The 24,938-nt window shown below is 48.3% G+C and carries 22 protein-coding genes and 2 pseudogenes; 10 read left to right on the plus strand and 14 right to left on the minus strand.

Going from position 1 to position 24,938, the window contains the following annotated elements:
- The 6 genes from ACJ2PR_RS11135 to ACJ2PR_RS11160 all read right to left on the minus strand — a co-directional run.
- The coding region (locus tag ACJ2PR_RS11135; protein WP_446877057.1) for an ABC transporter permease subunit at positions 1–490 on the minus strand (490 nt) is incomplete at its 3' end.
- A gap of 8 nt (positions 491–498) precedes the next feature.
- Complete coding sequence (locus tag ACJ2PR_RS11140) at positions 499–1,311, minus strand: ATP-binding cassette domain-containing protein (protein WP_446856742.1); 813 nt, start codon at positions 1,309–1,311, stop codon at positions 499–501.
- Between the two features lie 230 nt (positions 1,312–1,541).
- Positions 1,542–2,723 (minus strand): sugar ABC transporter substrate-binding protein, encoded by a 1,182-nt coding sequence (locus tag ACJ2PR_RS11145; RefSeq protein ID WP_446877058.1) that lies wholly within the window; start codon positions 2,721–2,723, stop codon positions 1,542–1,544.
- A 193-nt stretch (positions 2,724–2,916) separates the two neighbouring features.
- Positions 2,917–4,767, minus strand: a complete 1,851-nt coding sequence (locus ACJ2PR_RS11150; protein WP_446877059.1) for an iron uptake porin — start codon at positions 4,765–4,767, stop codon at positions 2,917–2,919.
- 1,014 nt (positions 4,768–5,781) lie between these two features.
- Positions 5,782–8,121, minus strand: coding sequence for a glycoside hydrolase family 31 protein (locus ACJ2PR_RS11155; protein WP_446877060.1), 2,340 nt, complete (start codon positions 8,119–8,121; stop codon positions 5,782–5,784).
- 24 nt (positions 8,122–8,145) lie between these two features.
- Positions 8,146–8,928: an SDR family oxidoreductase gene (locus ACJ2PR_RS11160; RefSeq protein ID WP_446856737.1), complete on the minus strand. Its 783-nt coding sequence runs from the start codon at positions 8,926–8,928 to the stop codon at positions 8,146–8,148.
- A 192-nt stretch (positions 8,929–9,120) separates the two neighbouring features.
- On the opposite strand from ACJ2PR_RS11160, the gene ACJ2PR_RS11165 reads away from it, so the two are divergent.
- On the plus strand, positions 9,121–9,621 hold the full coding sequence (locus ACJ2PR_RS11165; RefSeq protein WP_446856736.1) for an orange carotenoid protein N-terminal domain-containing protein: 501 nt from the start codon (positions 9,121–9,123) through the stop codon (positions 9,619–9,621).
- Positions 9,622–10,321: 700 nt separating this feature from the next.
- On the opposite strand, the gene ACJ2PR_RS11170 is transcribed toward ACJ2PR_RS11165, so the two are convergent.
- A complete protein-coding gene (locus ACJ2PR_RS11170) occupies positions 10,322–11,662 on the minus strand; it encodes a CmpA/NrtA family ABC transporter substrate-binding protein (RefSeq protein ID WP_446877061.1) in 1,341 nt (446 codons plus the stop codon).
- 944 nt (positions 11,663–12,606) lie between these two features.
- On the opposite strand from ACJ2PR_RS11170, the gene ACJ2PR_RS11175 reads away from it, so the two are divergent.
- Positions 12,607–13,269: an ABC transporter transmembrane domain-containing protein gene (locus tag ACJ2PR_RS11175; RefSeq protein ID WP_446877062.1), complete on the plus strand. Its 663-nt coding sequence runs from the start codon at positions 12,607–12,609 to the stop codon at positions 13,267–13,269.
- On the opposite strand, the pseudogene ACJ2PR_RS11180 reads toward ACJ2PR_RS11175, so the two are convergent.
- Positions 13,270–13,488: pseudogene (locus tag ACJ2PR_RS11180) on the minus strand (transposase); the annotation flags it as partial.
- A gap of 5 nt (positions 13,489–13,493) precedes the next feature.
- Between ACJ2PR_RS11180 and ACJ2PR_RS11185 the strand changes: the two are divergent.
- Positions 13,494–14,182, plus strand: a pseudogene (locus ACJ2PR_RS11185) (IS630 family transposase); the annotation flags it as partial.
- 189 nt (positions 14,183–14,371) lie between these two features.
- Here the strand turns inward: ACJ2PR_RS11185 and ACJ2PR_RS11190 are convergent.
- The gene (locus ACJ2PR_RS11190; RefSeq protein ID WP_446877063.1) at positions 14,372–15,898 is read right to left on the minus strand and encodes a chlorophyll a/b binding light-harvesting protein; all 1,527 of its coding nucleotides are present in this window, start codon (positions 15,896–15,898) and stop codon (positions 14,372–14,374) included.
- A gap of 138 nt (positions 15,899–16,036) precedes the next feature.
- Positions 16,037–17,077: a chlorophyll a/b binding light-harvesting protein gene (locus tag ACJ2PR_RS11195; RefSeq protein WP_446877064.1), complete on the minus strand. Its 1,041-nt coding sequence runs from the start codon at positions 17,075–17,077 to the stop codon at positions 16,037–16,039.
- A 332-nt stretch (positions 17,078–17,409) separates the two neighbouring features.
- On the opposite strand from ACJ2PR_RS11195, the gene ACJ2PR_RS11200 reads away from it, so the two are divergent.
- Positions 17,410–17,781 carry a FeoA family protein gene (locus ACJ2PR_RS11200; RefSeq protein WP_446856733.1) on the plus strand — a complete coding sequence of 124 codons (372 nt, stop codon included), beginning with the start codon at positions 17,410–17,412 and terminating at the stop codon, positions 17,779–17,781.
- Between the two features lie 11 nt (positions 17,782–17,792).
- Here the strand turns inward: ACJ2PR_RS11200 and ACJ2PR_RS11205 are convergent, their stop codons facing one another.
- The 3 genes from ACJ2PR_RS11205 to ACJ2PR_RS11215 form a co-directional block, all read right to left on the minus strand.
- Positions 17,793–17,915 (minus strand): hypothetical protein, encoded by a 123-nt coding sequence (locus tag ACJ2PR_RS11205; RefSeq protein WP_446877065.1) that lies wholly within the window; start codon positions 17,913–17,915, stop codon positions 17,793–17,795.
- A gap of 59 nt (positions 17,916–17,974) precedes the next feature.
- Positions 17,975–18,328 carry a hypothetical protein gene (locus ACJ2PR_RS11210; RefSeq protein ID WP_446877066.1) on the minus strand — a complete coding sequence of 118 codons (354 nt, stop codon included), beginning with the start codon at positions 18,326–18,328 and terminating at the stop codon, positions 17,975–17,977.
- Between the two features lie 127 nt (positions 18,329–18,455).
- Positions 18,456–19,706: a SidA/IucD/PvdA family monooxygenase gene (locus tag ACJ2PR_RS11215; protein ID WP_446877067.1), complete on the minus strand. Its 1,251-nt coding sequence runs from the start codon at positions 19,704–19,706 to the stop codon at positions 18,456–18,458.
- An 88-nt stretch (positions 19,707–19,794) separates the two neighbouring features.
- Between ACJ2PR_RS11215 and ACJ2PR_RS11220 the strand changes: the two genes are divergently transcribed.
- Genes ACJ2PR_RS11220 through ACJ2PR_RS11245 form a run of 6 tightly spaced genes read left to right on the plus strand, consistent with a single transcriptional unit; the run spans position 19,795 to position 23,006 of the window.
- Positions 19,795–20,187, plus strand: coding sequence for an SCO5389 family protein (locus ACJ2PR_RS11220; protein WP_446877068.1), 393 nt, complete (start codon positions 19,795–19,797; stop codon positions 20,185–20,187).
- A gap of 8 nt (positions 20,188–20,195) precedes the next feature.
- The gene (locus ACJ2PR_RS11225; RefSeq protein ID WP_446877069.1) at positions 20,196–20,600 is read left to right on the plus strand and encodes a hypothetical protein; all 405 of its coding nucleotides are present in this window, start codon (positions 20,196–20,198) and stop codon (positions 20,598–20,600) included.
- On the plus strand, positions 20,566–21,216 hold the full coding sequence (locus ACJ2PR_RS11230) for a hypothetical protein (RefSeq protein WP_446877070.1): 651 nt from the start codon (positions 20,566–20,568) through the stop codon (positions 21,214–21,216). Before ACJ2PR_RS11225 ends, ACJ2PR_RS11230 begins: the two co-directional genes overlap by 35 nt.
- The gene (locus ACJ2PR_RS11235; protein ID WP_446866130.1) at positions 21,176–21,502 is read left to right on the plus strand and encodes a metallophosphoesterase family protein; all 327 of its coding nucleotides are present in this window, start codon (positions 21,176–21,178) and stop codon (positions 21,500–21,502) included. Before ACJ2PR_RS11230 ends, ACJ2PR_RS11235 begins: the two co-directional genes overlap by 41 nt.
- 2 nt (positions 21,503–21,504) lie before the next feature.
- Positions 21,505–22,206: a class I SAM-dependent methyltransferase gene (locus ACJ2PR_RS11240; protein WP_446877071.1), complete on the plus strand. Its 702-nt coding sequence runs from the start codon at positions 21,505–21,507 to the stop codon at positions 22,204–22,206.
- Between the two features lie 59 nt (positions 22,207–22,265).
- On the plus strand, positions 22,266–23,006 hold the full coding sequence (locus ACJ2PR_RS11245) for a metallophosphatase (protein ID WP_446877072.1): 741 nt from the start codon (positions 22,266–22,268) through the stop codon (positions 23,004–23,006).
- Between the two features lie 26 nt (positions 23,007–23,032).
- Here the strand turns inward: ACJ2PR_RS11245 and ACJ2PR_RS11250 are convergent, their stop codons facing one another.
- Positions 23,033–24,775, minus strand: coding sequence for an ABC transporter ATP-binding protein (locus ACJ2PR_RS11250; RefSeq protein ID WP_446877073.1), 1,743 nt, complete (start codon positions 24,773–24,775; stop codon positions 23,033–23,035).
- Positions 24,776–24,938 lie beyond the last annotated feature (163 nt).

The following is a 24,938-nucleotide window of genomic DNA, read 5'->3' on the forward strand; positions in this document are numbered from 1 at the left end:
CCAATGTCACAATGAAAGAGGGAACGCGAAGAACAGCAACAAAGAAGCCGTTGACCAATCCAATCACGGCTCCGGTTAACAACGCTGCTCCGATTGCTGAGGCCGCATTCCAGTTTTGGTAAACCGACAGCGTGGCCATCACAGCGGCACAGGCTTGAGCAACCGCCGCCAAACTTAAATCAATTTCGCCCAACAGCAACACCAACACCGCCGCAGTACTCAAAATACTGATGACAACAATTTGCTGAGTCAGGTTTGAGAGATTTCTGGCTTGCAGAAAAACACCGTTTGTTGTGAGTTGAAAGTACAGGGTGATGATTGCTAATGTGATCAGGACAGGGAGAAATCCTAAATCACCGCGAATCAGCGATCGCAGGCTCAACTTCTCTTTGGGTACTAAAGGCGCGATTTCGGCATCCCCGGTAGAAGGCTGTTGTTCGACGACATTTTCTCGATCGGTGGTGGGATTCGTTTGATCTGAACTTTTCATATCAATTCCTATTCATGAGTCAGGGGTTTGCGGTGGACGGCCCCTGTGATCGAAGCAACAATTTGTTCTGAAGTGCTGTTTTTGATATCGAAGGTGTCTGCTCGTTCTCCAAGCCGCATGACGACAACGCGATCGGCGACTTCAAACACGTCGCGCAAATTGTGAGAGATGACAACGACGGCCAATCCTTGCTGCTTGAGGCGCTTAATTAGATTCAACACTTGCAGCGTTTGAGCAACACCGAGAGCAGCCGTTGGCTCGTCTAACAACACGACTTTGGGATGACGCAAAATGGTTTTGGCAACCGCGATACACTGACGCTGACCGCCCGACAGAGCCGCCACAGGTCGCCGCACCGAGGGAATTTTGACATCAAGCGTCTTTAAGACATCCAGGGTTTGCCGCTCCATTTCTGTCTCATCGAGAACTTTGAGAACGCCTGGAATGATTTGGCGATAAGCTTCACGACCCAGCCAGAGGTTGGCGACTACATCTAAATTGTCACAGAGGGCCAGGTCTTGATAGACGGTTTCGATTCCCAACCGAGTCGAGTCTTGGGGACTGGCGATCGCCACTTTTTGCCCATCAATGAGAATGTCACCCTGATCGGGAACATAGGCCCCAGACATGGTTTTGATTAGGGTCGATTTTCCGGCACCGTTGTCACCAACTAGCCCGACCACTTCACCCGCATAAACCTCAAAATCAACGTTTTTTAGGGCATGTACGCCGCCAAACGATTTGTTAATGTTGCGTAACTCCAGACGTGGCACTCGTTGCGGAGCGGCCCCATTAGGAATGGTTGAGACTTGACTTTCCACAAATTTAACTCCCTAGCTGCGATCGAACGGTTGGCTTTCAGATTGAGACTATGAATTCGATGATTTTTTCGCTTTGGTGTCAAGCGTCTGCCCCCAAGCTGCCAAGTGGGGACTTTTGGATCAGATTTCCGGTTCAAAGTCCTCCAGCATTGGGGGGTTTAGGGGGCTGCCCGGATGAGTCACCATCGCGAAATTTTTCATCGAGTTCACAGTGTTCTACCCTGGTTGTTTTAGCCTTTGCAAGTTCCGGTAGTGTCTCCGGTCAAACCATTGCAAACTTGGTCTTTGGTTAAGTAGCCATCAGAGATAACGGTTTGCTGTACGTTGGTTTTGTCAACCGCGATCGGGGTCACCAAGACAGAAGCAATTTGTCCGCCTGCTTTTGTCTGAGTTTGACCGTTGACGAGAGAGCCTGGATCAGTGCCATTACTCAGGGCAGCAACGAGTTGGGCGGTGGCTTGAGCTTCTTGAACGATCGGTTTGTAGATAGTCATCGCCTGATCACCCGCCAGAATATTTTGAATTCCACTTAGCGTTGCATCTTGTCCAGTGACGAGAATCTTACCGTCTAGTTTTTGCGATCGCAAAGCTGCTACAACCGTATTCGCCATTCCATCATTGGCCACGTACGCAATCTGAACGTTGTTCTTTTCTTTAGTCAATACGCCTTCCATTAAAGATTGGGCGCGACCATTATCCCAATTAGGCGTGTATTGATCGAAAATCAGATTTACGTCTTTGTTATCGATCAAGGGCTGCAACGCTTTCATCGCACCTTCGCGGAATTGCAGGGCGTTGTTATCGGTTTGGGAGCCGTTAATCATGACCAAGTTTGCGCCTTTTTTCAAACCATAAGCGCCTTTGCGAAACTGATCGACAATGTACTGTCCTTGCAGTTCGCCGACTCGCACATTGTCAAATGAGACGTAATAAGCGGTGTCGGGATCTTGAATCAAGCGATCGTACGCAATCACAGGCACCTGGCTCGCTTTGGCCCGCTGCACAATCACAGAGGCTTTTTCACTGTCTTTGGGGTCAACAACCAGAATGCAGGCTCCTTTTGTCAAAACGGCTTCGGCCTGATTTTGTTGAGAGTCGGCATCATTGTTGGCGTTGGAGTATTGAATCGTCGCACCCGGAACTGCTTTCTTGATTTCCTGGTCTAGCAGGGGGCGATCGTAGGCTTCATAACGAGCCGAGGAGTCCGATTCGGGGAGTAGAACGCCGATATTTTTGCATCCCTTAGCAGCAGAAAACTTAGTTGCAGTTTCGTTGTTTGCAGCGTTGGTTGTAGTGTTGCCAGGCGTATTGTTAGACGTATTGTTTTGTGCAGTGTTTGTATTGCTACAGGCAGTAAAAAAGATAATTCCTACCAGCGGCAGAAATTTAGTCAGTTTTCTAATCGTGTTCATGGAAAAGTTTTGAATCCTTGTGGTTCGTTGTAGTGTTGTTATATTGTGAGTTTAGCAGATATTTTTTTGCGTCTGTCGAATTGACTACCATTTTCAAAAAACTTTACGTTCTAAGATTAAGTTTTAATATAAAACCCGTGGGCAGAGATATTGTTAGACCTGTGTTAAATCTATCTCCACCCACATGACAAACTTAGAACGAGAAGACCGTTCTCACGACACCAATCACAGTATCTTCGTTCGCTTCGTTGAATTCTGGATTGGTCACCCAAATGACACCCGGTGTAATCGAGATATTGTCGTTGAGGCGATGACGGTAAAAGGCTTCTAGGTGTAAAGAAGTATCGCGATCACGCTGTCCAATTCCTCCCGAAGACGAGGTGAGCTTGGGTTGTTGACCCACTAAAATGCCGCCTAGATTTCCCTGCTTTAACAGGTCAGGAAATGCCAGCGTAACTGCCCAGTTCCACACATCTCCATCGCCTCGGCCGACATACCGATGATTGGCATAGCCAACCCAACCCCCCAATGCAAACTTAGGCGACAGTTGAAAGGTGCCTGAAATACCATAGGCATTCACATTTACAGGAACGCCAAAATTGCTGTTGGACAAGTTGCTTCCGATTGCGGTCAGGTTAAACTCGTTACCCGGAGTCAGCGTGTCAAACGGAGTATAGGCATTGATGTAGGTGAAACCGATGCGTGAGGAAGTTCCCAGATTCAAAATAAACTGGGCTAGTGCGCCATATTGACCGTCAGTTAGACCGTTTTTGTCGGCTGGATTGTTTGCCACCGAAGTCAGATAAGCCAGGTTTAATTCACCTGCTGTCCCAAACTGGTGCCGAATTCCAATCCCTGCGCCGCCAGAGTAGTTGTAGATTGGGTTCCGTAAGGCAAACAGCGAAACGGCTCCACCATCAAAGTAAGGGTTTAACTGAGACGATGCATCCAAGTCCACAAAGCCATTTCCAGTACCAGCGAGGTAGACATTGGTATTGGCACCGATCGGGAATCGATAGCGCAACAAACTCAAGCTCACCTGATTGCGGCTGTCACCATCAAATTCAATGCGCCCCATGTTAGTGCCGAGAGTGCCCGATCCGACGACACCCGTGGGACTGGTCGGGTCAAACCGTGTCGCACCCAAGGGCGTAACGTTGTTAGCCTGCAATCGAGTCGTCAGCAAGTCTCTGCCCGAAAAGCTAGTGTTGAGATTGAGCCGCACCCGATAGCCCAGGGTTGGGTTCTTTTCGACCTCTTGACCTGTGACCACATTATCGCCCTGAATGGGGCTAATCAAGCCGAAAATCACTTCTCCTTGCAGTTTGGTGGTGGTGGAGAACTGCTGGCTTTCTAGCGTCGCGGTGCGGGCTTCTAGTGCATCGACTCGTCCGCGAATGGTGGCTAGCTCGACTGAAAATTCTTGCTGGAGTCGCTGAAGGGTTGCCAGGTCTTCTTTTTTGACGAGATCGGCTGTCGAAGCAGCAATCAGTTCGTTGACGCGAGCAAGACAAGCATTCAGTCCAGCCGCGAATTCGTAGCGAGTCAGGGCGCGATTGCCGCGATAGGTTCGGTCAGGATAGCCCGCAATACAGCCGTAGCGTTCTACGAGAGACTGCAGCGCCTGAAATGCCCAATCAGTCGGTCGCACGTCAGACAGTTGAGAAACAGAAGTAACCTGATCGATCGCCGTTGGTATCTGAGCTAGAAGTTGCAGTTTGGTCGGCTGTAAAGCAGGATTCTCAACAGGTTGAGTGTGGTTAGGATTTGCAGCTTTCTCGATCCCTGAACGGGTTGTTTGTGCCAGAAGAGGCGAGGCGATCGTACTTTCCACAGACGTGGACTGAGTGATGTCCTTGGTCGATTGAGCCTTCGGGACAGCCTGCAAATCTATGACTTTTTCGGCAGTTTTGAGCGGATTGACAGTGGGCAAATCGACAGCAGGCAAATCGCTAGAAGTCTGAGCGGCTCGAACGATCGCCGGAGACAACAAAGAAAGGGTTGCGGCGAGTGCGATCGAGTTGGCGAAAAATTGGTATTTCAAAATTCTTTCCTCACAGCTTGAATGAATATCCAAATTACAAAGTGGCACCGAGCTAGTCCGATGCCTGGGGGCAAAAAATAATGATTTCAGAATTAGCTTCAGTCCAAAGAAGCCTCAACAGTTCTCAACTAGAAGTCCATCTGAATTTTGTTTTCAGCACCATGTTTTTCCAGCACAGTGCAAAGTGAGCGAACCATAGAGCAACGCTAAAGAACTTTTAAGTTCAGTCGATCGAAGTGAGGTTGAGCGTCGAATTAGTCTTCTCTACGATGCCTTCGGCACTTCTGTTATTTCTAATACATTTAAAATAGTTTGTTTTAGGCTTTATTCTCCTCTGCCACAGGATAGAGGTGATTGCAAAGAACAAATGTAAAGAAGAATCTATTAAACTGTAAAGCTCTCCTGAACGACTATTTGAAAGTTTGAAACTCAAAATCCTTCATAAGGAGTAGCTAGAAAAAGATCAAATTCTTTATGGTTAATCGACCTTCAATTGTTAAGAAAAATGACTAAAGTGGCGAAAAAGAAGGCGGCTAATTTCCAATTTGAATGGTTAAGATTTCTACTAGATTAGGCTGCTTAAATTTATATGAGTAGAGCTATTGTCATAGCAATTCTTATTAGTGAACCTTTCTGAATCTGATTATTCAATTGTAAAATAATGCTACTCTGTGTACTGTCGAATATTGATTATCTGAAGCGTTCTCGATCGCAGGCGAGACCCTGGACATCTTCCCTAGCCCCCCTTAAAGAAGTCAGCAGATTGCATAGAGTTTTGGCGTTGCTGGATTGGAGAGGTGAATCTGTGGGAAGTGTCCATCTTTTCGCCCCCTAAATCCCCCAAATTGGGGGACTTTGAACCTTGGGGTTTTGGCGTTGCTGATTGGAGGGATGAATCTGTGGGAAGTGTCCATCTTTTCGCCCCCTAAATCCCCCAAAATTGGGGGACTTTGAACCTTGGGGTTCCCGCCGCTTTGGGGCAATTCATCCCTTGATTCAGCAACGCCAGAGTTTTTAGGAGGCTGCTGGGGTAAATTGCAGTTGACGCGCACTGCCATCATCCTTAAAGTGTTGTTCACCTACGCCCACACATTCGACAGTGATTTCTCGATCGCTTGGTTTCCAGTTTCCCTGCCTCGCCTCAATTTGAACGGTGGTTTCCTGAACTCGATAGGTCGTCGTTGACCAGGCACCCGATTGAGACTCAAAACTGTCCCCATCATCTTCGTACAGTGTAAATTCACCCACACCGGGCCAAATGCGAATCCGGAGATGATCGATCGGGCGTTCATCCACGTATTGCATAATAGGTTGTAGCGGAATGATTGATCCGGCTTTAACATACAGTGGCATCCGTTCTAGAGGCGCGTCAGCAAGAATGTGAGTAGACCCTTGATAGCGATCGCCGCTCCACCAGTCGTACCAAACCCCCGCGGGCAAGTAGACCGATCGCGCCTCCACACCCGGACGACACACAGGGGCGGCCATCAACGCTGAACCCAACATAACTTGATCGTGAAGATGATAAGTTTTGGAATCGTGGGGATACTCATAAAGCAATGGTCGAAGGATAGCATTTCCTGTATTTGATGATTGCCAAAAAAGCGTATAGAGATACGGCAACAACTGATAGCGCAATTCAATCGAGTCACGACAAATTTGCTCGGTACGATCGCCAAATGCCCACGGTTCATGAGGCAATGACTTTAAGGCAGAATGTCCGCGCATCAATGGATAGAGCAATCCCATCTGCATCCATCGAGCAAACAATTCTGGAGTCGCATTCCCGGCAAACCCGCCAATATCCGCCCCCACAAATGCCACCCCTGACAGCGCCATATTACAGAGCATTGGCAGCGACATTTCCAAATGCTCCCACAGCGATTGGTTGTCCCCCATCCACACCGACGACCAGCGTTGAATTCCCGCAAATCCTGAACGAGTTAGCACGAACGATCGCTGATTTGGCCTCAGTTTTTCTAATCCCTGATACGCCGCTTGAGACATGGTTAAACCGTAGAGATTATGCGTTTCAGCATGGTTGCCGCCTTCTTGGGGTGAGCCTTGAGGGGCATCCAATGGAAAGGAAATCTTCTTGCCGCTGTCACCAAAAGGACGCTCATCCAACGTCGGCTCATTCATGTCGTTCCAGATGCCCGCCACGCCCGCATCGGTGAGAATCTTTTGGCGATCGCCCCACCAGTCACGCACTTCAGGACGCAAAAAGTCAGGAAACACCGATTTGTCAGGCCACACATAGCCATAGACTAAATGTCCATCCGTCGTTCTCACAAAGTAGTCGTTCTGCAATCCTTCGTAATAAATTTTGTATTCACCGTCCGGTTCATATTTCACACCTGGATCAACGATCGTAACGGTCTTGAATCCATTTTGCTGCAACTCCCCAATCAGTTTCGCGGGGTCAGGAAAACGAGTCGGACTCCAGGTGAAAACGCGATAACCCTGCATATAGTCAATGTCGAGATGAATGACATCACAGGGAATCTTGCGATCACGAAACTCTTTAGTCAGCCTTCGTACCACATCTTCTGATTCATAGCTCCAGCGACATTGGTGATAGCCCAGCGCCCACTTTGGCGGTAGGAGCATCCGTCCGGTTAGCTGGGTGTAGGTGTCGAGAATCTGGGCGGGTGTCGCACCGTAAATGATGTAATAGTCAAGTTCTGAACTGTGCGCCAACATCTGCCAGACATCGGGTTTAGTGGCTCCCAGATCAAATTCGCTCCAATAGGTCACATTGAGAAAAATCCCGTAAATCAAGCCAGGACGCAGCACCGTAAAAAAGGGAATTGCCTGGTACATTTCGTTGTCGATCGACGTGTAATCCAGCGCATCCACCGTCCAGTTTGTTTTGATCTGCGATCGCTTGTCTAACAGTCCCGTACGTTCGCCAAATCCATAAAAGTGATCTTCAACTTCAATTGTTTTCCAGGCGGCAACCTGCCCAACTCGCCAGCCCATCCCCATTTCAGCATCTTGTGCAAATGGCTGTCCATTGGCATCGTAGTAGCTAATTCGACAAGGACGACGCTGAATTTTGACTCGAATCTGATCAGTTTTGATCTCAATTGACTCATCAGTTTGTTCAACATCAAACGGTGTTTTTTCCCACTGATTGTCTGCTTGATTGACGGCCCACGATCGCTGCGGCAAAAACTCCCCTTGAGCCGCCATTCTCACTCGAATCAAAGTTGGAGACAACACACTCAGCTTGAGATGAACGTCACCACAGTCTAGATTAATGTAGCGATCGTCAACTTCAACACTCTGAACATCTGCGATCGTGTTCCACGGTTGATTAGTCTGAGGCAGTTTTCCAAAAACTTGAGGCATGGGAAAGGTAATGAGGGATAAAAGTTAGCCTTTGAGCAGAGATTCTGTGCCGTCGATCCAGATTTCAGTCCCAGAGATATGACTGGAGGCATTAGAGGCTAGAAATAAGACTAGCTGGGCGACTTGTTCAGAGGTTCCGGGTTCTCCATCAGTAAGAGGAATCTTCCCTTCAGGAAATTCGACAGGTTCTTTGATCGATTCTAGATTGCGTTGTTCCGTGTTATTGCTAATCTCAGTTTCGATCGCTCCTGGACAGATCACATTGACGCGAATTTTGTATCTCGCCAACTCTAACGCAACCATTTTAGTAAATGCAACTTGTCCTGCTTTAGAACAAGAATAAGCGGTCGCGCCAGTGTTGCTAAAAATTCGCGTTCCATTCACCGAAGCAGTCACAATGATAGAACCGCCCTGTTGTTTTAAGTAAGGTACGGCGTATTTAACCGTGAGAAACGTTCCTTTGAGATTAATGTTTAAGGTTTTGTCCCACTCTTCGGGTGAAAGTTCCTCGATCGCAGCCCACACGCCATTAATTCCAGCATTCGCAAACACGATGTCAATTTTGCCAAACTCCTGTGCTATTTTATCGATCGCCTGCTTGACCTGATCTGGTTGAGAAATATCTGCGATCGTGGTTATTGCCTTGCCGCCTAGCTTTTGGATTTCGTCGATCGTTTGTTGACTGTCTTCAGGCGTGCGGTCAATTGCGCCAACAACGGCACCTTCTTGAGACAACAAAAGGGCTGCGGCTTTCCCAATTCCTGACCCGGCTCCTGTGATGACGGCGACTTTTCCGGTTAGTTGCATAATGTGCTCCTTTTGGAGGGATGAGGGATGAGGGATGAGGGATGAAATTGAACTTGCTGACTCCTCCCCAAACTGTTGTGTAGAGCCGCAAGCAATACCTCTGTCTATAGAAAGGTTATCTTCCTCTGTCTTAAGCGAGTAGGAACCAAGCGATCGCTTTGCTAGTGTGCAATAGACGAATGGAGAATTGTGATGACATATACAACTTCTGATACTGAGAATCAATTGGTGACTGGATTTCAAAGCCTCGATGTAGATCAACAGCTTGCCTTGTTCTACTTCATTTACAAAGAAATGGGACACTCGATCACGCCTGCTGCACCCGGAGCCAGCACTGCCTCACCCGAAATTGGAGAAGCTTATTTTAACCGCGTCAAAGAACTTTCCCACGACCAGCAACTAGAACTACAACGCGATCTGATCAACCACAAAGACACAGAATTCTCTCGCGAATACGGCGCACTTAGCGATACAACCAAACTTCTCTTTTGGTATCTACTTGCTCAAGGCATGGACAACCAAACGATCGTTCCCATGCCCCCAGGCTATGAGCTTTCTTCTGAAGCCAACCAAGTGTTTGAGCAAGTCAAGGCCCTAGAATTTGAGCAGCAGATCACACTCTTCCGGGATATTGTGTCTCCGATGGGGGTCGATCCGACTGTTATCCAACCAGGTAATAAATCTGGGTCGTAGATTAAAGCAGTCGGCAGAGTGAAGGGGATGTTTACAAGGTGCTGAAAGCCAACGGCGTTGTGATCCTATTACTGTTCAGTAACGACCCTTAGACCTGATCCCTTATCTGTCTACAAACAATAAGAAAAGTAGAGATCGATCGACCTCCGGCTAAGGAGAAAACAGACTGTCGATCGACCTCTACCAGCACAACTTCAAGCTTTTGTCGTAGGTAACGTTTGTGGAGTTTCTAAGCCTTTGTCTCCACTAACCCAAACCTTCTAGTATCTACGTAGTAGCACCCTTTAGTTCGTTTGTTTAGCTCTGTTAACGTCAGTTCGATGAGAGTGACTCGCTTCGTTTCAATCGGCTTCAGCCCCCTAAATCCCCCACAAGTGAGGGACTTTGAACGAGAAATATTGTCTCAAAGTCCCCCAAAATTGGGGGGTTGGGGGGCAGAAGTGCTGAATAACGAAGTGAGAAAACTCCATCGAATTCACGTTCTGTTAGAGTAGGTAGCTCTTTCAGCGCACCTGTACCAAAACAGTGTTTTTACGATCGCATTCACCAGATCATTCCCCTGTTTAAATCCGACTTATCGAACTTCTCATAACTGAACAGGTGATTGATCAATTGATTGAGTGAACGGTTGTCGATCGATTCAAATATGCAGGAATTTGGCAGACTGTTGAAGTTGATCTAATACCCGTCAAAGTTACTTCTAGACCTTTTTGATCTTGACGGTCTTCAGATACTCGCTGGGATTGGCAGCGTCGAAGGTAACACCATCAAAGAATTTCTCTAAGCCGCGAGTCATTTCTTTAGGAATGTCAGCTTCAGCAATACTGATTTCTTTAGCAGCTTCTTTCCACAGGTCTTCCCGATTGGTTTTGTCTACTAGCGCTTTGATGTCAGTGTCACCCGGCAGCATTCCCCAACGCACGTTTTCGGTCAAAAACCAGGTGTCGTGGCTCTTAAAGGGGTAAGAAACAGTGCTGATAGCATCCTTCCAGTAGAGCGGCCCCATTTTGATGTCTTTGATCTCAGCTTGTCCGTCGCCCATCTTGTAGTTGCCTGCCAGGGGAGGAGACAGAATCTCAAGAGGCAGGTTAAAGTTTTGCCGCTTCGCCAAAATTTCTGCTAGTTCTTTACGGTTTTCTGGTTGGTCGCACCACTGTTGTGCTTCGATCACGCCTTTGATCAGGGCTTTCGTCGCTTTGGGATGTTTATCGACCCAATCCGATCGCATTGCAAAATATTCTTCTGGGTGACTCGGCCAAATTTGAGCCGTCAGAGCCGCCATAAAGCCAATGTTCTCTGCCAAAATCCGATAGGGCCAGGGGTCACCTGTGCTAAAGCCGTCCATTGTGCCTGTTTTCATGTTGGCAACTGTTTGGGCGGGTGGGACAGTGATCAGCTTTACATCGGTATCGGGATTGATGCCACCTGCGGCTAACCAATAGCGAATCCACAATTCCTGATTGGCACTGGGGAAGGTGTAAGCGGCTGTAAATGGCGTGCCCTTTGCTTTTAGTTCGTCAAAGTAGCCTTTTGCTTGGGACAGATCGAGGTGAATGTTTTTGCCTAAATGCTTGCTGGCGATCGCAATCCCATTACCCTGTGTCGAGGTTTGCAGCAGCACATACATGGGAATTTTCTGGTTTTGCGTGGTGATTTTGCCTTCGCTAATCAGGTAGGGCATGGGCATTTGAAACTGTGCGCCCTCAATGCCACCGCCGCCTGCGCCAATCACCAGGTTATCGCGCAAAGACCCCCAGGAAGACTGTTTGAGCACCTGGACTCCGCTCATACCGTGTTTGGCAAAGAAGCCTTTTTCTTGGGCGACGAGCAAGGGAGCCGATTCAAAAATGGGGATGTAGCCGATTCGCACGCTGGTTGTTTCGGGGGCTTGGCCTGTCCCAGCATTTACCGCAGGAACGGCCGCCGGAGAGGTTGCATTTTCGGTAGTTGGCGGATTTCCAGCACAGCCTTTGAGAACGATCGATCCCATTGCGGTAGCGCCCGCTGTATAGAGAAATCGACGACGAGAAACGTTGGACATATAGTTTTCTCCAAAAAAGGTAGGGATATTTATTAAGTAGAACTATCGAAAAGATAGTCTTACTTTTGAAAGAAGCACTTCTTTTGTTAGATGTTAGTTTAAGCGCTTTAAATCACTTACAGATCAATCTGAATTCAAAAGCTCAGATGAAATATTAAATTAAATAGATAAGTAAAAGTTGTTGATCTTGAAGAGCAAAATTTATCAAGTTGTCTCTATATATTAATTATAAAACCTTCTATGTTATCTAGATTCACCTATCTCAAAAGTGCTGCTGTGCATAAGTTGTAGAGAATTAATTAAACATCTAAGTGTCTATCTTTCCAGTACTATTAAGTCTCTATTGAAAGCTGTCTATTACGGTTTAATACTGAACTCAATGTATAGATCTCTAATAAAAGTAGGACTTTTAATACAGAAAAGCTGTTAGTAAATGGGTTAGTTCTATGAACTCTATAAACAAGAAGAAATGCCGTTTTAATTATGAAGAAAAGTTAAGAAACCTCTAGATAAGCAGTTAAGTAATTATTCCTATCAAGTGCGATTTAACCTATCGTCAATAGACTTCCTGCACGAATCATAGATGCCCTCCGACTAAAGTCGGGGCTACAAAAGCAAAGTGTGCCTTCGCACACTAAAGAGGCGATTTTAACCGTTAGTCCACGGAGGTGGACTTTGTTCTGATAGCAGCGTTGCCGAAGGCTCTTGCGAAGCTAACATCAATCGCCAGGTATTCATGCAGGAAGTCTAATATAGAAAGAACAGTCTGGAATTGCAGATTAACGTGAACTCGATGAAGTTTTTTTGTTTCGTTATTTAGCGCTTCTGCTAACCACCCGATTCTCAAGTGCCCTGGTTAGAGACTGACGTTGAATTAGCGACGATCGCCCCAGAATTGCAGCTTAGGATTACGATCGAGACTCCTTTGTTTACCCAAACGTCCTATGTCTGCTGTTGTTTCATCTACCCAGACGAATCCCTTAAAGCGGCTACTTCGCTATAGTCGTCCTCATCGCACTCAAATTTGGCAAGCCAGCGTCTGCTCAGTTCTTAACAAAATTTTTGACCTGGCACCACCCTATCTGATTGGCATGGCTGTCGATGTTGTCGTCAAACGAGAATCTTCCTGGATCGCCTACGTTGGCATCACCAGCATTATTGGACAACTTACCGTCTTGTCACTGCTGACCTTCTTGATCTGGAGTTTAGAATCGCTGTTTGAATATGCCTACGATCGCCTCTGGCGCAACCTGGCCCAGACCGTACAGCATGAATTGCGATTGGATGCCTACAGTCACCTGCAAGCATTAGAACTGGGCTTTTTTGAAGAACAAAGTACCGGAACGCTGCTGTCTATTCTCAACGATGACATTAACCAACTAGAACGCTTTCTCGACAGTGGTGCCAATGAGATTTTGCAGTTTGTTACGACGATTGTCTTTGTCGGCGGCACTTTTTTAGCCCTGGCACCGGGCGTTTCCTGGTATGCAATGCTGCCCATTCCCTTTATTTTGTGGGGTTCCTTTGCCTTTCAAAAACAGCTTGCGCCTCGATATGCTGACATTCGCCAAAAAGCCAGTCTGGTCAACGGTCGATTAGCTAAGTAGTTAAACAAAATTAATTACATAGTTCTCGCCAAACTCTTTGAGTACTCTCTCTACATACTGAACTAAGCTTTGCCAATTCCGATAAGCACTGAACTCAATCCATTCGTACTTGATAAACCGCCATAGGATCTCAATCAGATTCAATTGCGGGGAGTAGGTTGGTAAGTTAAAAATCTCAATGTTGCGCTGCTTCCACTCCGCTAGCTTGTCCGCGATCGCAACAAAACAAGATTCATAATTGGGAGAAGTTTCGTGCTTTTGTCAAAGCGCATGGGGATAAAACCCAGAGTGAAATGGCAGACCTGTGGGACAGCGAGATTAGCCAGTCCACCATTTCGAGGGCATTACAAAAGATCGGGTATACCCGTAAAAAAACCTACGGGTACAGCCAACGCGACGAAGCTAAACGGGCGGACTTCCTAGCCCAAGTGACAGACCCCAAAGCGCCGCACTTGGTTTACGTGGACGAGTCTGGGATGGACGAACGGGACAACGCTGGCTACGGCTATGCCCCGGCAGGAGAACGCTTCTATGACCTCAAATCGGGTCGCAGGCAAGGACGCATCAATCTGATCGCACTCTATCGGGCGGGTGAGATCATGGCACCCTTTACGGTCGAGGGGGTCTGTAACCGCAGCGTGTTTGAACGCTGGCTAGAGACGTGCTTGGTGCTCCAATTGCACCCTGGGAGTGGGTGATCGTGGATAATGCCACGTTTCATCATGGCGGTCGGATTGCTCAGTTGATTGAAACCGCAGGCTGTCAATTAGTCTATTTGCCACCCTACTCACCTGACCTCAATCGAATTGAGAAGTGTTGGGCATGGTTGAAAAACCGGATTCGCAAACAGTTACCCACCGCCTCTAGTTTACGGGCTGCGATAGAATCTGTTCTCAAACAGGCAGCGTCCTAACTAAAGTGAATACAGCTATAACTCCGAAATTTCACCCTCACCCTAGCCCTCTCCCCAAGTAGAGGGAACCAGACTCTAGCCCCCTTCTCCCTGGGGAGAAGGGATGAGGGCGATCCGAGACTCTACAATTGTCGAAGTTATTTAATTCTCATTTCGAACAGCAAAACTTGGTTCACGCAATTGACGCGCCTAAACTAACTGTCGAAACAGGTCAAGATTGTTCAACAGCAGGTAAGCAAAAATCGCGCCACCCATACCGCCAATCAAAAAGCCACTGGAAAACTGGCTCCAGCCTTCCACCGTTTGCAGGGAGGTTGGAACATTGGGCACCATCTCCGCAAAGGCAGGGCGGGGTATCGCTTCTAGCCGTCGTTCAAAGGTGATACTGCCATACAAAGATAGACAAACGGTTGCAATTACAATCAAACTTGCAGCGGCAATCAAACCAGCCAAATTTGCTGATGCTGAATCCCGCAAGGGGCCGAGTTTGACAAAGGGGCCAATGAGCCAATAACCATGCGCCATCCCAATCTCTAAGCCGCGTGTGAGTGGAGACAACCCTGATCGATAGATTGGTAAGTTCTTGAGGAAATTTAGGGTGAAATCTGAGGAGTTAATTGGGGTTAGTAGATTCCCCGCTTGCAAATCTGCGGGTGGTCGTACTACACTTCCCCGTTTGAAATCAAACCCGGCGGCATCTCCGCGCGATCGAATCGCGTGCCAGATGTGACCCGCTAAAAACAATCCTGCCAGAACGAAGTGGAATGTGGCTAGCCAGCCGCGAGCAGAGACAATACCGATCGCAGTCGGTAACGTTTCTGTCGGTACTTGACTCGTCAACGTTCCCAACGGTCCATAAAACACTTCCGGGTAAACCGTGTTGTTGACGCTGACAAAGTAGGCGGCAAGAAACCCCATATAGGCAACGGCACCAATGCTGTAGGACAGATATGCCTCACCGGAGTAGATTAGAATACGCCGTGCCCAGGCAAACGGTTGCGTCAGGATGTGGAACAGTCCACCTGCGATCAGCATTCCGCCAACCCAAATATGACCACCCATCAGATCCTCCAGATTATCAACTGCTGCCATGCCTTCTGAACCATGAGTGCCAAACAGATAGCCGAAAATGGTGACGGGGTTGAGTGTTGGATGGTTAATCACGCGCACATCACCACCGCCTGCAACCCAGGGGTCAAACAATCCACCCCAAAACATGGCTTTGACGACTAGCAACCAGGCTCCCAGCCCCAACAGTGTTAGGTGGATGCCTAAAATGGTCGTCATCTTATCGGTATCTTTCCAGTCATAGCCAAAGAAACCCGCCCAAGTTGGGCTATCTTCCAGCACCTCTGGACCTAGCAGCGAATGATAAATCCCTCCGGCTGCCAGAATAACTGAGGGAACAATGTGCAACACCGCAATCACAAAATAAGGATAAACGCTGGTAATTTGTCCGCCTGCACCCACGCCAAAACCGAGTGTTGCTAGGTGAGGTAGGATAATTAGCCCCTGCTCATACATAGGCTTGGTCTGAATGAAGCGCGACACTTCAAACAAGGTCATGCCACCAGCCCACAACAGAATTAAAGCAGCATGAGCTACATGCGCGCCAAGCAGTTTACCCGATAGATTGACCAAGCGAAAATTACCAGCCCACCAGCCTGTTCTCGGAATTTGCTGTTGATAAGGGCTTTCAGCAGTAACTGCTGTCATAGTAGAGATCTCCATTGAATCATCACAACTGATTACAACCGTGTTCTATGTTCTCTCTCAGATTGCAGCCGATTTGCGGCTGTTAGGTAATGACTGCGATCGACATGATTCAGTCAAAGTTAGACTCGTCAATTCTTGTTAGACAGGTTGGGGCAACACTGCCGCGTCATTAATCCGACCCTTGCGGAAGTCAAACCCGCGTGCCCGCAGTGCGTGCCAGATATGTCCTTGCAAAAAGAAGAACGCTAACCAGAAATGTGCATTTGCCAACCACGATCGCGCACTTAAAAAATCAGGATCAGGTGAGGCAAAGTAGGGAATCACATTCTGCCGAATCACCAGCATCGGGCCATAAAACACTTCAGGATACACCGTCGTGTTAACTGAAACAAACAACGTCGCAATAAATCCCATTAGCGCCAACGCACCCAAACTGTAGGATAAATACGCCTCTCCAGACCAAACAAACAGCGGATGCGTCCATTCAAACGGTTTGGTAACAATGTGGAAAATACCACCGCCAATCAAGAGTAATCCAACCCAAATATGACCGCCGACCACATCTTCCAGATTATTCACCCCTGCAATCCAAAATTTGCCCACTGCACCAAATAGGTAACCAAAAACGATCGCAGGATTGAGGGTGGGATTAGTGATCACCCGCACATTTTCGATCGTTGGATCATACAATCCACCGAAGAACATCGCTTTGGCAACCAGTAACAATGCACCAATTCCTAACAGCACCAGATGAGTTCCTAAAATGGTCGTCATTTTGTTCGTATCCGCCCAGTCATAGCCAAAAAAGCGGAACTTTGGCTCTAATTTTTCTGGGCCGCGCAACGAATGAAAGATTCCACCAAATCCTAGAAATGCAGATGAGATTAGATGTAAGGCCCCAATCACAAAGTAGGGATAGGTAGTTACTACCGTGCCGCCTGCTCCGATGCCCCAACCTTGAGTTGCTAAATGAGGCAACAGAATTAAACCTTGCTCATACATTGGCTGTTGCGGATCAAAGTGGGCAAGCTCAAATAACGTCATTGCGCCTGCCCACAGCACAATTAATCCAGCATGGGCGACATGAGCACCCAAAAGTTTGCCAGAGAGATTCGTGAGGCGGGCATTGCCAGCCCACCAAGGAACAGTTTCGAGCGGCTGGTCTGTAGTTCTGACCATACACAGTCCTCCTGAATTAGATTAAAGGTCAAACTTATTGAGAAAAACATTCAATAAGCTTTGGAGGCATCTTAGCATGACTATTGCAATTCTTTCCTATTAAAGTGCGATTAAGAAATATAAAGAAAGTAATGCTTTAGTTAAGTCTATAGAACGAGCGCACCTTCAGCCCAATGCTCAACTACTTTCCAACTCCTGTAACTAGCTATGCTTCAATAAAATCAGACAATTGATGATGGATAGTTGCTAAAGGAATGGCAGAAGTTTAATGCAAGCCAGTATCAAGAGTGCTACGCTAGCTTTCAATCTAGCCCATTCTGATTGGAGGTAGCATGACTGACGAACCGGATTTATCGGAACTTCCTGTTTGGCGCGAATTCACTTTTTTGTCTGGAGGTTGCGAAGCGGAAGTGGATTTAGCGGTTCAAGCAGGGTTAACTGCGGTGAAGCAGATTGATCATTCCAGCCCTTTGATTCTTTTAGCTCAAACGAATGCTGGCGATCGTGTCCGCATCATTAAACTGCATTGTCTTAACGCTCTGGCAGAACTCACTAATGCAGGGATGATTGTTGGGGCAGAGGTGCAAATCCTTAGCCGAACAGTAAGTGGTTCTGTAGTGGTACGTTGTTATGGTCGAAGCATAGGGGTGGGTTCTGCCATCGCGCAGAGTATTTTAGCCACCCGTTTGGAGCCTTCAATTTAGTAGATCGATCGCTACAACTTCACCGTTTCCTTGCCAATCTCACTATCCACCGATTCACCCTCCTCCAAAATCAACCGGATCGCAATATTCTGCTCCGGCGCATTCTTCAACACCCCTGCCACTTCTCCACTCACCGCAAACCTACGTTCTCCCCCGACAGTCGCAGCACTTGATCGCTCACGTTCACCAATAGTTATCGCACCACGCCTGCACCCGCGATCGTCTGGCAATCCGGCGACAGGCAACGCAGACTGGCACTGTAAGCATAGCCGTAGCCACGCTGCCGCAAATTGTTCGTCAACAGCACTCGCACCGCATCCCGACTCCAGAGACTAATCACCTTGCGGGAGCGATCGCGGTACGGATCTTCCACTTGCACGGGTTGAGAAAACGGCACATTCAGATCCGACTTCAATCCGGCTGACTTCACCACCTGTGGAGTCGCCCATGCGGATTGTATTAGGGAAGCAATCATCAACATTGGCGTGGCGATCGCACACACAGTACGAGTAAGCCATTCTAGAAGGGTTCGATTTCCGTAAATCATCAGTGCAACTTCCGTCAGAACTGGCAACGATCCCAAAGGGAATCGGCAAAGCCGCACGCCTCGTTTGATACTGACATTCTAGCCTGTTTGCACGGAGTTCCAGGATGCACCATCCCAATTAGAACAACTAATGAGAAGCCATTGCCAACCTAGGCTTGATGATGGCTGGAACAATGCGATCGCTCACTGCCCTTGCGCCTGATAAATTTCGCGCTGTTGGCCCAGTGCGTAATGCAGCTAACCCGCCCATGATAAATAGCTCACAGTTTCGCCAGCGTAAGCATTCATCCACAATCGGCAACCCGTTTACAAGATCGGTGGGATAAGTGTCGAAAACATCGTTCAACAGCGGGTGCTTTGTTGCATCTAACTGGCTACCCGTAGCGCACCAGATGCGATCAATTGTTTGATGCTGAATGCATTCATGCAAGGCTGCACGATCACAACACACCTGCCAGTGGTCTTCATTCCATCTCGCTTGAGAGACCTGACATTGTTCATGAAACACAATCCGCCCATCTCGCTGTAAACGACGCAGTTGAGTTAGCATCGCTGGGGTCATGGAACCCCCATTCCGCGCTTGCTGAATCATATGCCAACGAGCGTACCAATCCGGTTCTGCCCAAAAGTCTTTGAGGTATTTCGGACCCAACCAACCCGGATCGGCATCAAAGAGTTTTTCGTAGACGGTGCGGCGAGACATAAGTAGCACCTGTGCGCCGCGTTGAATTGCGCCAACTGCCAAGTGTCCACTGGTCAATCCACCACCAATAATCAGGATTCGTTCACCTCGGAGTTGTAAGCCTCGCAGATCCACCTGATGAGAATGTAGGAGGCGATCGCATGGATAACTCATTGGAATCTGACTGACCCAGGCTGGAAGTTGAGGGATTCCACCCCCATTGGCAATCACGACTCGGCGAGCGATCACAGTTTGCCCGGTGGCTAATTGCAGACAGAACCGGGACTGACGCTGGTTGTTCAAGGGTTTGATCTGTTCAACTTGAGCCGCACACACGCAATTCTGTAGCTGCCAGCGACGGATCACATCCTGGCAAAAATCCTGAAACAATCGAGTTCCCGGCAGGTCGTAGGGTGGAAACAGTTCATTGGGGCGAGACTCGGCAAAGGTGCGAAGGGCGTGGGAATTGGGGTCGGGTTGGTGGACGGCTGGCGACCTGAGATGAGGAATTTCCAACGCCGCAAACTGATGATTCCAACGACTCATCCAGGTGCCGCTGGGGTCGAAGACGAGAAACCGTCCTCGCATCGATTTTTTCTTTTGCAAGAGGTGGGTTACCAGCGTCAGGGCATGGGGCCCCGCCCCGACGATCGCCAGGTCAATGGAGTCTGGCAGAGCAAACACGGCATCAGGCATGAATCAATTACTAGGTTGTGAGAATGATTATCATTTTAGTTGTATCATAGGACGATGTTTTGCAGTTAATGGATCATGAGGAGAAAAAATGTCTCTAAACGTTAGTGAAGCCCTGGTTCAACAAGCAGCAGCAGGCGAGGTGGATGAGTCAGCCTTTGTCGAAACCATCCAGCAATCCTTGCCCTATGCCTGGAATATTGTCGAGAAGCTGTCCCATAGCCTCCACCAGGATGGCGAAGAGTGGGCAAACCATGCAGTCGCTCCACCTAGCGAACAGGCGCGAGGACAATTGCTTCGCATGGTGGGGAGTGATGCGATTCGGGGGGCAGTAGAGCGGCACTTTGACGTGAAGCTGGCATTCCAGAATTGTCACAACCTGGCGGTCTTTCGGCGCGATCGCCTAGATTCTGATGCTTACCGCAACTTCACGTCTATTCGGAATCAGATTCTCAACCAAACGCCTGAACTCCAAGACTGTTAAAACCTTTGATGCCATCACTCAACGTCACACTGGTGTCTGGTTCACCCGGCGCGGGAAAAACGACCTGGATACGGCAACAGGTCAATTCTGCTGCTGAGACAGCCGTCTATCTAAGTTTGGGATCGGGAAACACTCCCATTGACCCAACCTATCAGGCAGCAGAGATTCCTGGACTCACCGTGCTCCCAGTCGAGCAGTTGACTGATTTTTTAGCCCATCCGCTGGCGGGATCTGCTGTCTACGTTGAACTAGGGTTTCATATTGATCTAACTTCTCTAATCCTGCCTGACCAGATGGCAGACTGCCGACGAGTGGCGGTGTTGCCGCCGAGAACTCGACACACAGAATGGCATGACTGGGCAGACCTTGTGGTAACGGGTGTATCCGCTGGCGGGATCTGCTGTCTACGTTGAACTAGGGTTTCATATTGATCTAACTTCTCTAATCCTGCCTGACCAGATGGCAGACTGCCGACGAGTGGCGGTGTTGCCGCCGAGAACTCGACACACAGAATGGCATGACTGGGCAGACCTTGTGGTAACGGGTGTTGAGACGGGTGCGGCGTTATCACAGCCTCATCTCTGGCGTTCTGTTCTGTCGGGACAGGTGCTTGACCTCGCGAGTCTGAATACGTTTTGGTATGAACTGATAAAGGGGGCGTATGGCACTGTTGGACGCGCTAAAGGCATTTTTGATGTTGCCGATGGGCGACCCTTGCGGTATCTGCGAAGCAGCGCGCTCCATTTCGATTTTGTTGCAGGACTCGCTGAACCAACTTATCTAGAACTCAATCTACCGCGCTGGCTGAAGGGTAGACCCGTTAGCGAAGCTCTCCGAAGGAATCGCTTTAGCGGCATTGAAGTCGTGGGTGAAGCATTGGAGCAGTCTTTAATTGCTCAAACAATTAAAGACTGCTGCTTGAATGATCAAGCGATCGCTGACTACCAAAAACAAATTAAAGACTCATTAGAACCAGGAGAGGAAGCAGATGAAGATTGCGGTAATGTCTTGCATTCATGGCAACTATGAAGCCTTGAATGCGGTACTGTCTGACATTGACGATCACAATGCCGATAAGGTCTACTGTCTCGGTGATCTCGTGGGGTATGGCCCCCATCCAAATGCCGTAGTAGAAATGATTCGCGCGCTCGATATTCCCACCTGTCAGGGATGTTGGGATGAAGACATTGTGGAAGGGTTGAATTCCTGTGAATGTAGCTACCCATCAGTGTTGGCAGAAAAGCGCGGCAAGTTGTCTAAAGGGCTAGAGTACGCTGAACGCGCCGATGATCCAACTCATGTATGTGAGCGGTAGCCATGAGTGAAAACCCATTTGATTTTGATCAGAATCCCAATTTGCCAACGGCTGACTACGACATCGCAGTACGGCAAAGTATTCCGGGATATGATGCCATGCTCGCAATGCTGGCGGCTTTATTCCAGCTTTATTTGACCGATGATGCTCATATTCTTGTGGTTGGGGCAGGCGGTGGTAATGAGATCAGTTCTTTGAGTCAAACTCATCTAACGTGGCAATTCACAGGGGTTGATCCCTCTGAGAAAATGCTGGCAGTGGCTCAGTCAAAGGTTGACTCCTTAGAAATTGAGAACCGCGTCAGACTTTATCATGGCGTTGTGCAAGAACTTCCAATACACCTCTTCAACGCTGCTACTAGCCTACTTGTGATGCATTTTCTCCCGGATGATGGCACAAAACTGGATTACCTCAAGGCGATCGCGGCTCGTCTTCAACCAGGTAGCCCATTTGTGTTAGTAGATTCGCATGGAGATAAGCAATCAGAGGTGTTTAAGCGATTGGTTGACGGATGGCAGAAACGAGCACAAATGGTAGGGATGGAATCACAGCGGCTCAGCGAACTTGCTGACGGAGTGTGGCAACACATCCAATGCATTCCAGAAGAACGAACCCTGGAATTATTGGCTCAAGCGGGTTTCGTCAACATAACCCGCTTCTATACTGCTTTTATTTTTGCAGGCTGGGTAGCGTTTGCAGCATAGTTGCAGTGAGCCAAAATTACAAAGTTTGTAGTGCAGCAATAATGACTTACTAGGTAATCTTGAGCGGAATCGAAGGTAATTTAGCTGCTTATGAAGCAGTACTGGCGGACATCAAACGGCAGCGATCGCCAGTCGAAGAACTCTATATCTTGGGTGATGTGATTGCACCGACACCCGAAACTGAAAAAGTGATTGAACGAGTCAGATCGCCTCGCGACTATGAACCTGTACCCCAGGTTTGTCAGGGTTGGTGGGAAGAACAGTTGTTCATCTTACACTGTTTGGGACGAACGGGAGAACCGACTGAACTGATTGAGCAATATGGAATAGAAATGGTGAAAACTTTGTGGGACGCGATTCCACGAGAAATGGTTGAATGGGTGCGTTTAGCGCAAAGCGCAACTGCGAAGCAACCGCTTGACTTTGGTTTCTTTGAACTCGATTGCTTACTGATTCATGGCAGCAGCGTTAGTGTCAGTGATGAATTAACACCGGATACATCGCCCATTCAAATGCTCGATCGCCTGATGCGAATGGATGCGAACATACTGTTCTGTGGGCGATCGGGATTAACGTTCCAATACGAAATTCAGCAGGGTAGTGTAACCTCCAGCGTCACAACCTTAGATCAGGCAACCTCATCGCAAGCCACCCTGGTTAAACCTCGGCAGGTGATTGGTGTGGGCAATGTCGGACGCATTCCCGGACAGGCAACCTACACGCTCTACAGTCCGAACACCAATCAAATTGAATTTAGAACGGTGCGATATGGTAAAAGTCGTGGGTTTGCTGCTCTGTAAGAAATGTAGTTTGAGGCGAAATCATCTTACGCAGCGATATGCCATTGACGAGACTGTTGTTGAGTTTGCCAGAGCAAGGCATAGCGATCGCCGTTGGACATTAGTTCTGTGTGAGTTCCTCGCTCTACAATCTGCCCATTCTCTAACACTAGAATTTGATCAGCACCTACGACAGTAGAGAGGCGATGAGCAATCACAATCACGGTTTTGTTTGCTACTAGTTGATCGATCGCCCGTTGGACTGCCACTTCGCTTTCGGTATCCAAGGCTGAAGTTGGCTCATCTAGCAGTACGATCGGCGCGTCTTTGAGAATGGCACGGGCAATAGAGATTCGCTGCCGTTCACCGCCCGATAATGCGCCACCAATTTCGCCAACGCGAGTCTCATAGCCGTTGGGCAAGCGTGTAATAAACTCGTGGCAATTAGCAGCACAGGCAGCCGTTTCTACGTCGGCATCGGTGGCATTTGGCTTTGCCATGCGAATGTTATTCAAAATGGTGTCGTCAAATAGATACACATCCTGAAAGACGACGGAAATCAGCCGCATCAGTTGAGTTTGCTCTAGTTGACGCAGATCGACTCCGCCAATCTTGATGCTGCCCTGCTGCACATCTGCATAGCGACTGATCAGACGAGCGATCGTCGATTTTCCGCTCCCTGATGATCCGACTAAAGCCGTCAGCGATCGCTCTGGCAACTGAAAGGAGAGATTTTGCAGCGTCCAGTCGCTCTGATCAGCATAGTGAAAGTAGACTTGCTCAAACGTAATCTCAAATCGAGTCGGTTGAATCGATGTAGATTGCACAGGGAGAGGAGGAATGTTCATCACCGCTTCAATGCGTTCTAGCCCACTTTCCATCAGGTCAAAGATGCTAGTTAACCCAGTCAGTTGTGCCAAAGGTTCGCTAAATCGCAGAGCAATCACAATCAGCGCAAACAGAGCGGGGACAGACAGACTTCCTTGTAAAATAAACAGTGTTCCCAAAGCCAGCACGAGTAAAATTCCCGCTTCGACCAGGGTGGAGAGCGCGATCGACGGCAAGTTAAACAAGCGTTGTGCGGTGGATTGAATCGATCGCTGAGTGATCAATGCTGCTTGCAATCGCTGCGACTGTTGCCCCGTTTGTTGGGTTGCTCTTAGTACAGGCAATCCTTGAGCATATTCCACCACGCGAGAGGCAACCTCTGCATCAGCCGTTGCCACATCACGAAACACTTTAGCCGTCAGCGTGCGGAAATAGCGATAGAGCGGAATCGCAAATGGAAAGGCAACGAATAGCGCCACGGCTAATCGCCAATCAATGAACAGCGTCACAAGCACGATCGTCAACGGCACAATCAGCGTTTGAATCACCAGCGTACATAGGCTACCAATCCACAAAACAATCTCGCTAACATTGCCGCTCAGAACAACATTGAGGTCGCCCGATCTCCGACGGTTGAGTTCTTCTAGTGGCATTCGTCGCAGTTGTTCTCCCAGTCGTAATCGGGTTTCGTGGGCAACATCGTTGGAGGTGTTCCAGCCAAAATCAAGTTCTTGCCAGCGAATGAAGCCCTCGATCAGAACAAGTATTGTCATGATTGCCAGCAGTATTCCAACCTGTTGTATGTCGATCGGTTGTGTCAGCAAAGCCGATAGCAGCGGGAAAAACAATGCAAAAATAATGCCTTGCAGAATAGAAGCAATCACCGATAGCAACAATGCCGTTTTTAGCTGAGGTTGATAGGAGCCTGCAACATCCAACATCCGACGATAGGTTTTTAGCATAAAACTTCTGCTATTTTGAGAGATTAACTTAGATAGAACGCACCTACACCTGTTGCTGATTGGAGGGATGAATCTGTGGGAAGTGTCGATCTTTTCGCCCCCTAAATCCCCCAAAAATGGGGGACTTTGAACCTTGGGTTTCCCGCCGCTTTGGGGCAATTCA

It is taken from the genome of Phormidesmis sp. 146-33 (genome assembly GCF_052939515.1).

Coding starts and splice junctions, on each gene's coding strand:
- ACJ2PR_RS11145 (WP_446877058.1), bottom strand. CDS start 2,723: ATGAACACGATTAGAAAACTGACTAAATTTCTGCCGCTGGTAGGAATT.
- ACJ2PR_RS11155 (WP_446877060.1), bottom strand. CDS start 8,121: ATGCCTCAAGTTTTTGGAAAACTGCCTCAGACTAATCAACCGTGGAAC.
- ACJ2PR_RS11160 (WP_446856737.1), bottom strand. CDS start 8,928: ATGCAACTAACCGGAAAAGTCGCCGTCATCACAGGAGCCGGGTCAGGA.
- ACJ2PR_RS11165 (WP_446856736.1), top strand. CDS start 9,121: ATGACATATACAACTTCTGATACTGAGAATCAATTGGTGACTGGATTT.
- ACJ2PR_RS11170 (WP_446877061.1), bottom strand. CDS start 11,662: ATGTCCAACGTTTCTCGTCGTCGATTTCTCTATACAGCGGGCGCTACC.
- ACJ2PR_RS11175 (WP_446877062.1), top strand. CDS start 12,607: ATGTCTGCTGTTGTTTCATCTACCCAGACGAATCCCTTAAAGCGGCTA.
- ACJ2PR_RS11190 (WP_446877063.1), bottom strand. CDS start 15,898: ATGACAGCAGTTACTGCTGAAAGCCCTTATCAACAGCAAATTCCGAGA.
- ACJ2PR_RS11195 (WP_446877064.1), bottom strand. CDS start 17,077: ATGGTCAGAACTACAGACCAGCCGCTCGAAACTGTTCCTTGGTGGGCT.
- ACJ2PR_RS11200 (WP_446856733.1), top strand. CDS start 17,410: ATGACTGACGAACCGGATTTATCGGAACTTCCTGTTTGGCGCGAATTC.
- ACJ2PR_RS11210 (WP_446877066.1), bottom strand. CDS start 18,328: ATGATTTACGGAAATCGAACCCTTCTAGAATGGCTTACTCGTACTGTG.
- ACJ2PR_RS11215 (WP_446877067.1), bottom strand. CDS start 19,706: ATGCCTGATGCCGTGTTTGCTCTGCCAGACTCCATTGACCTGGCGATC.
- ACJ2PR_RS11220 (WP_446877068.1), top strand. CDS start 19,795: ATGTCTCTAAACGTTAGTGAAGCCCTGGTTCAACAAGCAGCAGCAGGC.
- ACJ2PR_RS11225 (WP_446877069.1), top strand. CDS start 20,196: ATGCCATCACTCAACGTCACACTGGTGTCTGGTTCACCCGGCGCGGGA.
- ACJ2PR_RS11235 (WP_446866130.1), top strand. CDS start 21,176: ATGAAGATTGCGGTAATGTCTTGCATTCATGGCAACTATGAAGCCTTG.
- ACJ2PR_RS11240 (WP_446877071.1), top strand. CDS start 21,505: ATGAGTGAAAACCCATTTGATTTTGATCAGAATCCCAATTTGCCAACG.
- ACJ2PR_RS11250 (WP_446877073.1), bottom strand. CDS start 24,775: ATGCTAAAAACCTATCGTCGGATGTTGGATGTTGCAGGCTCCTATCAA.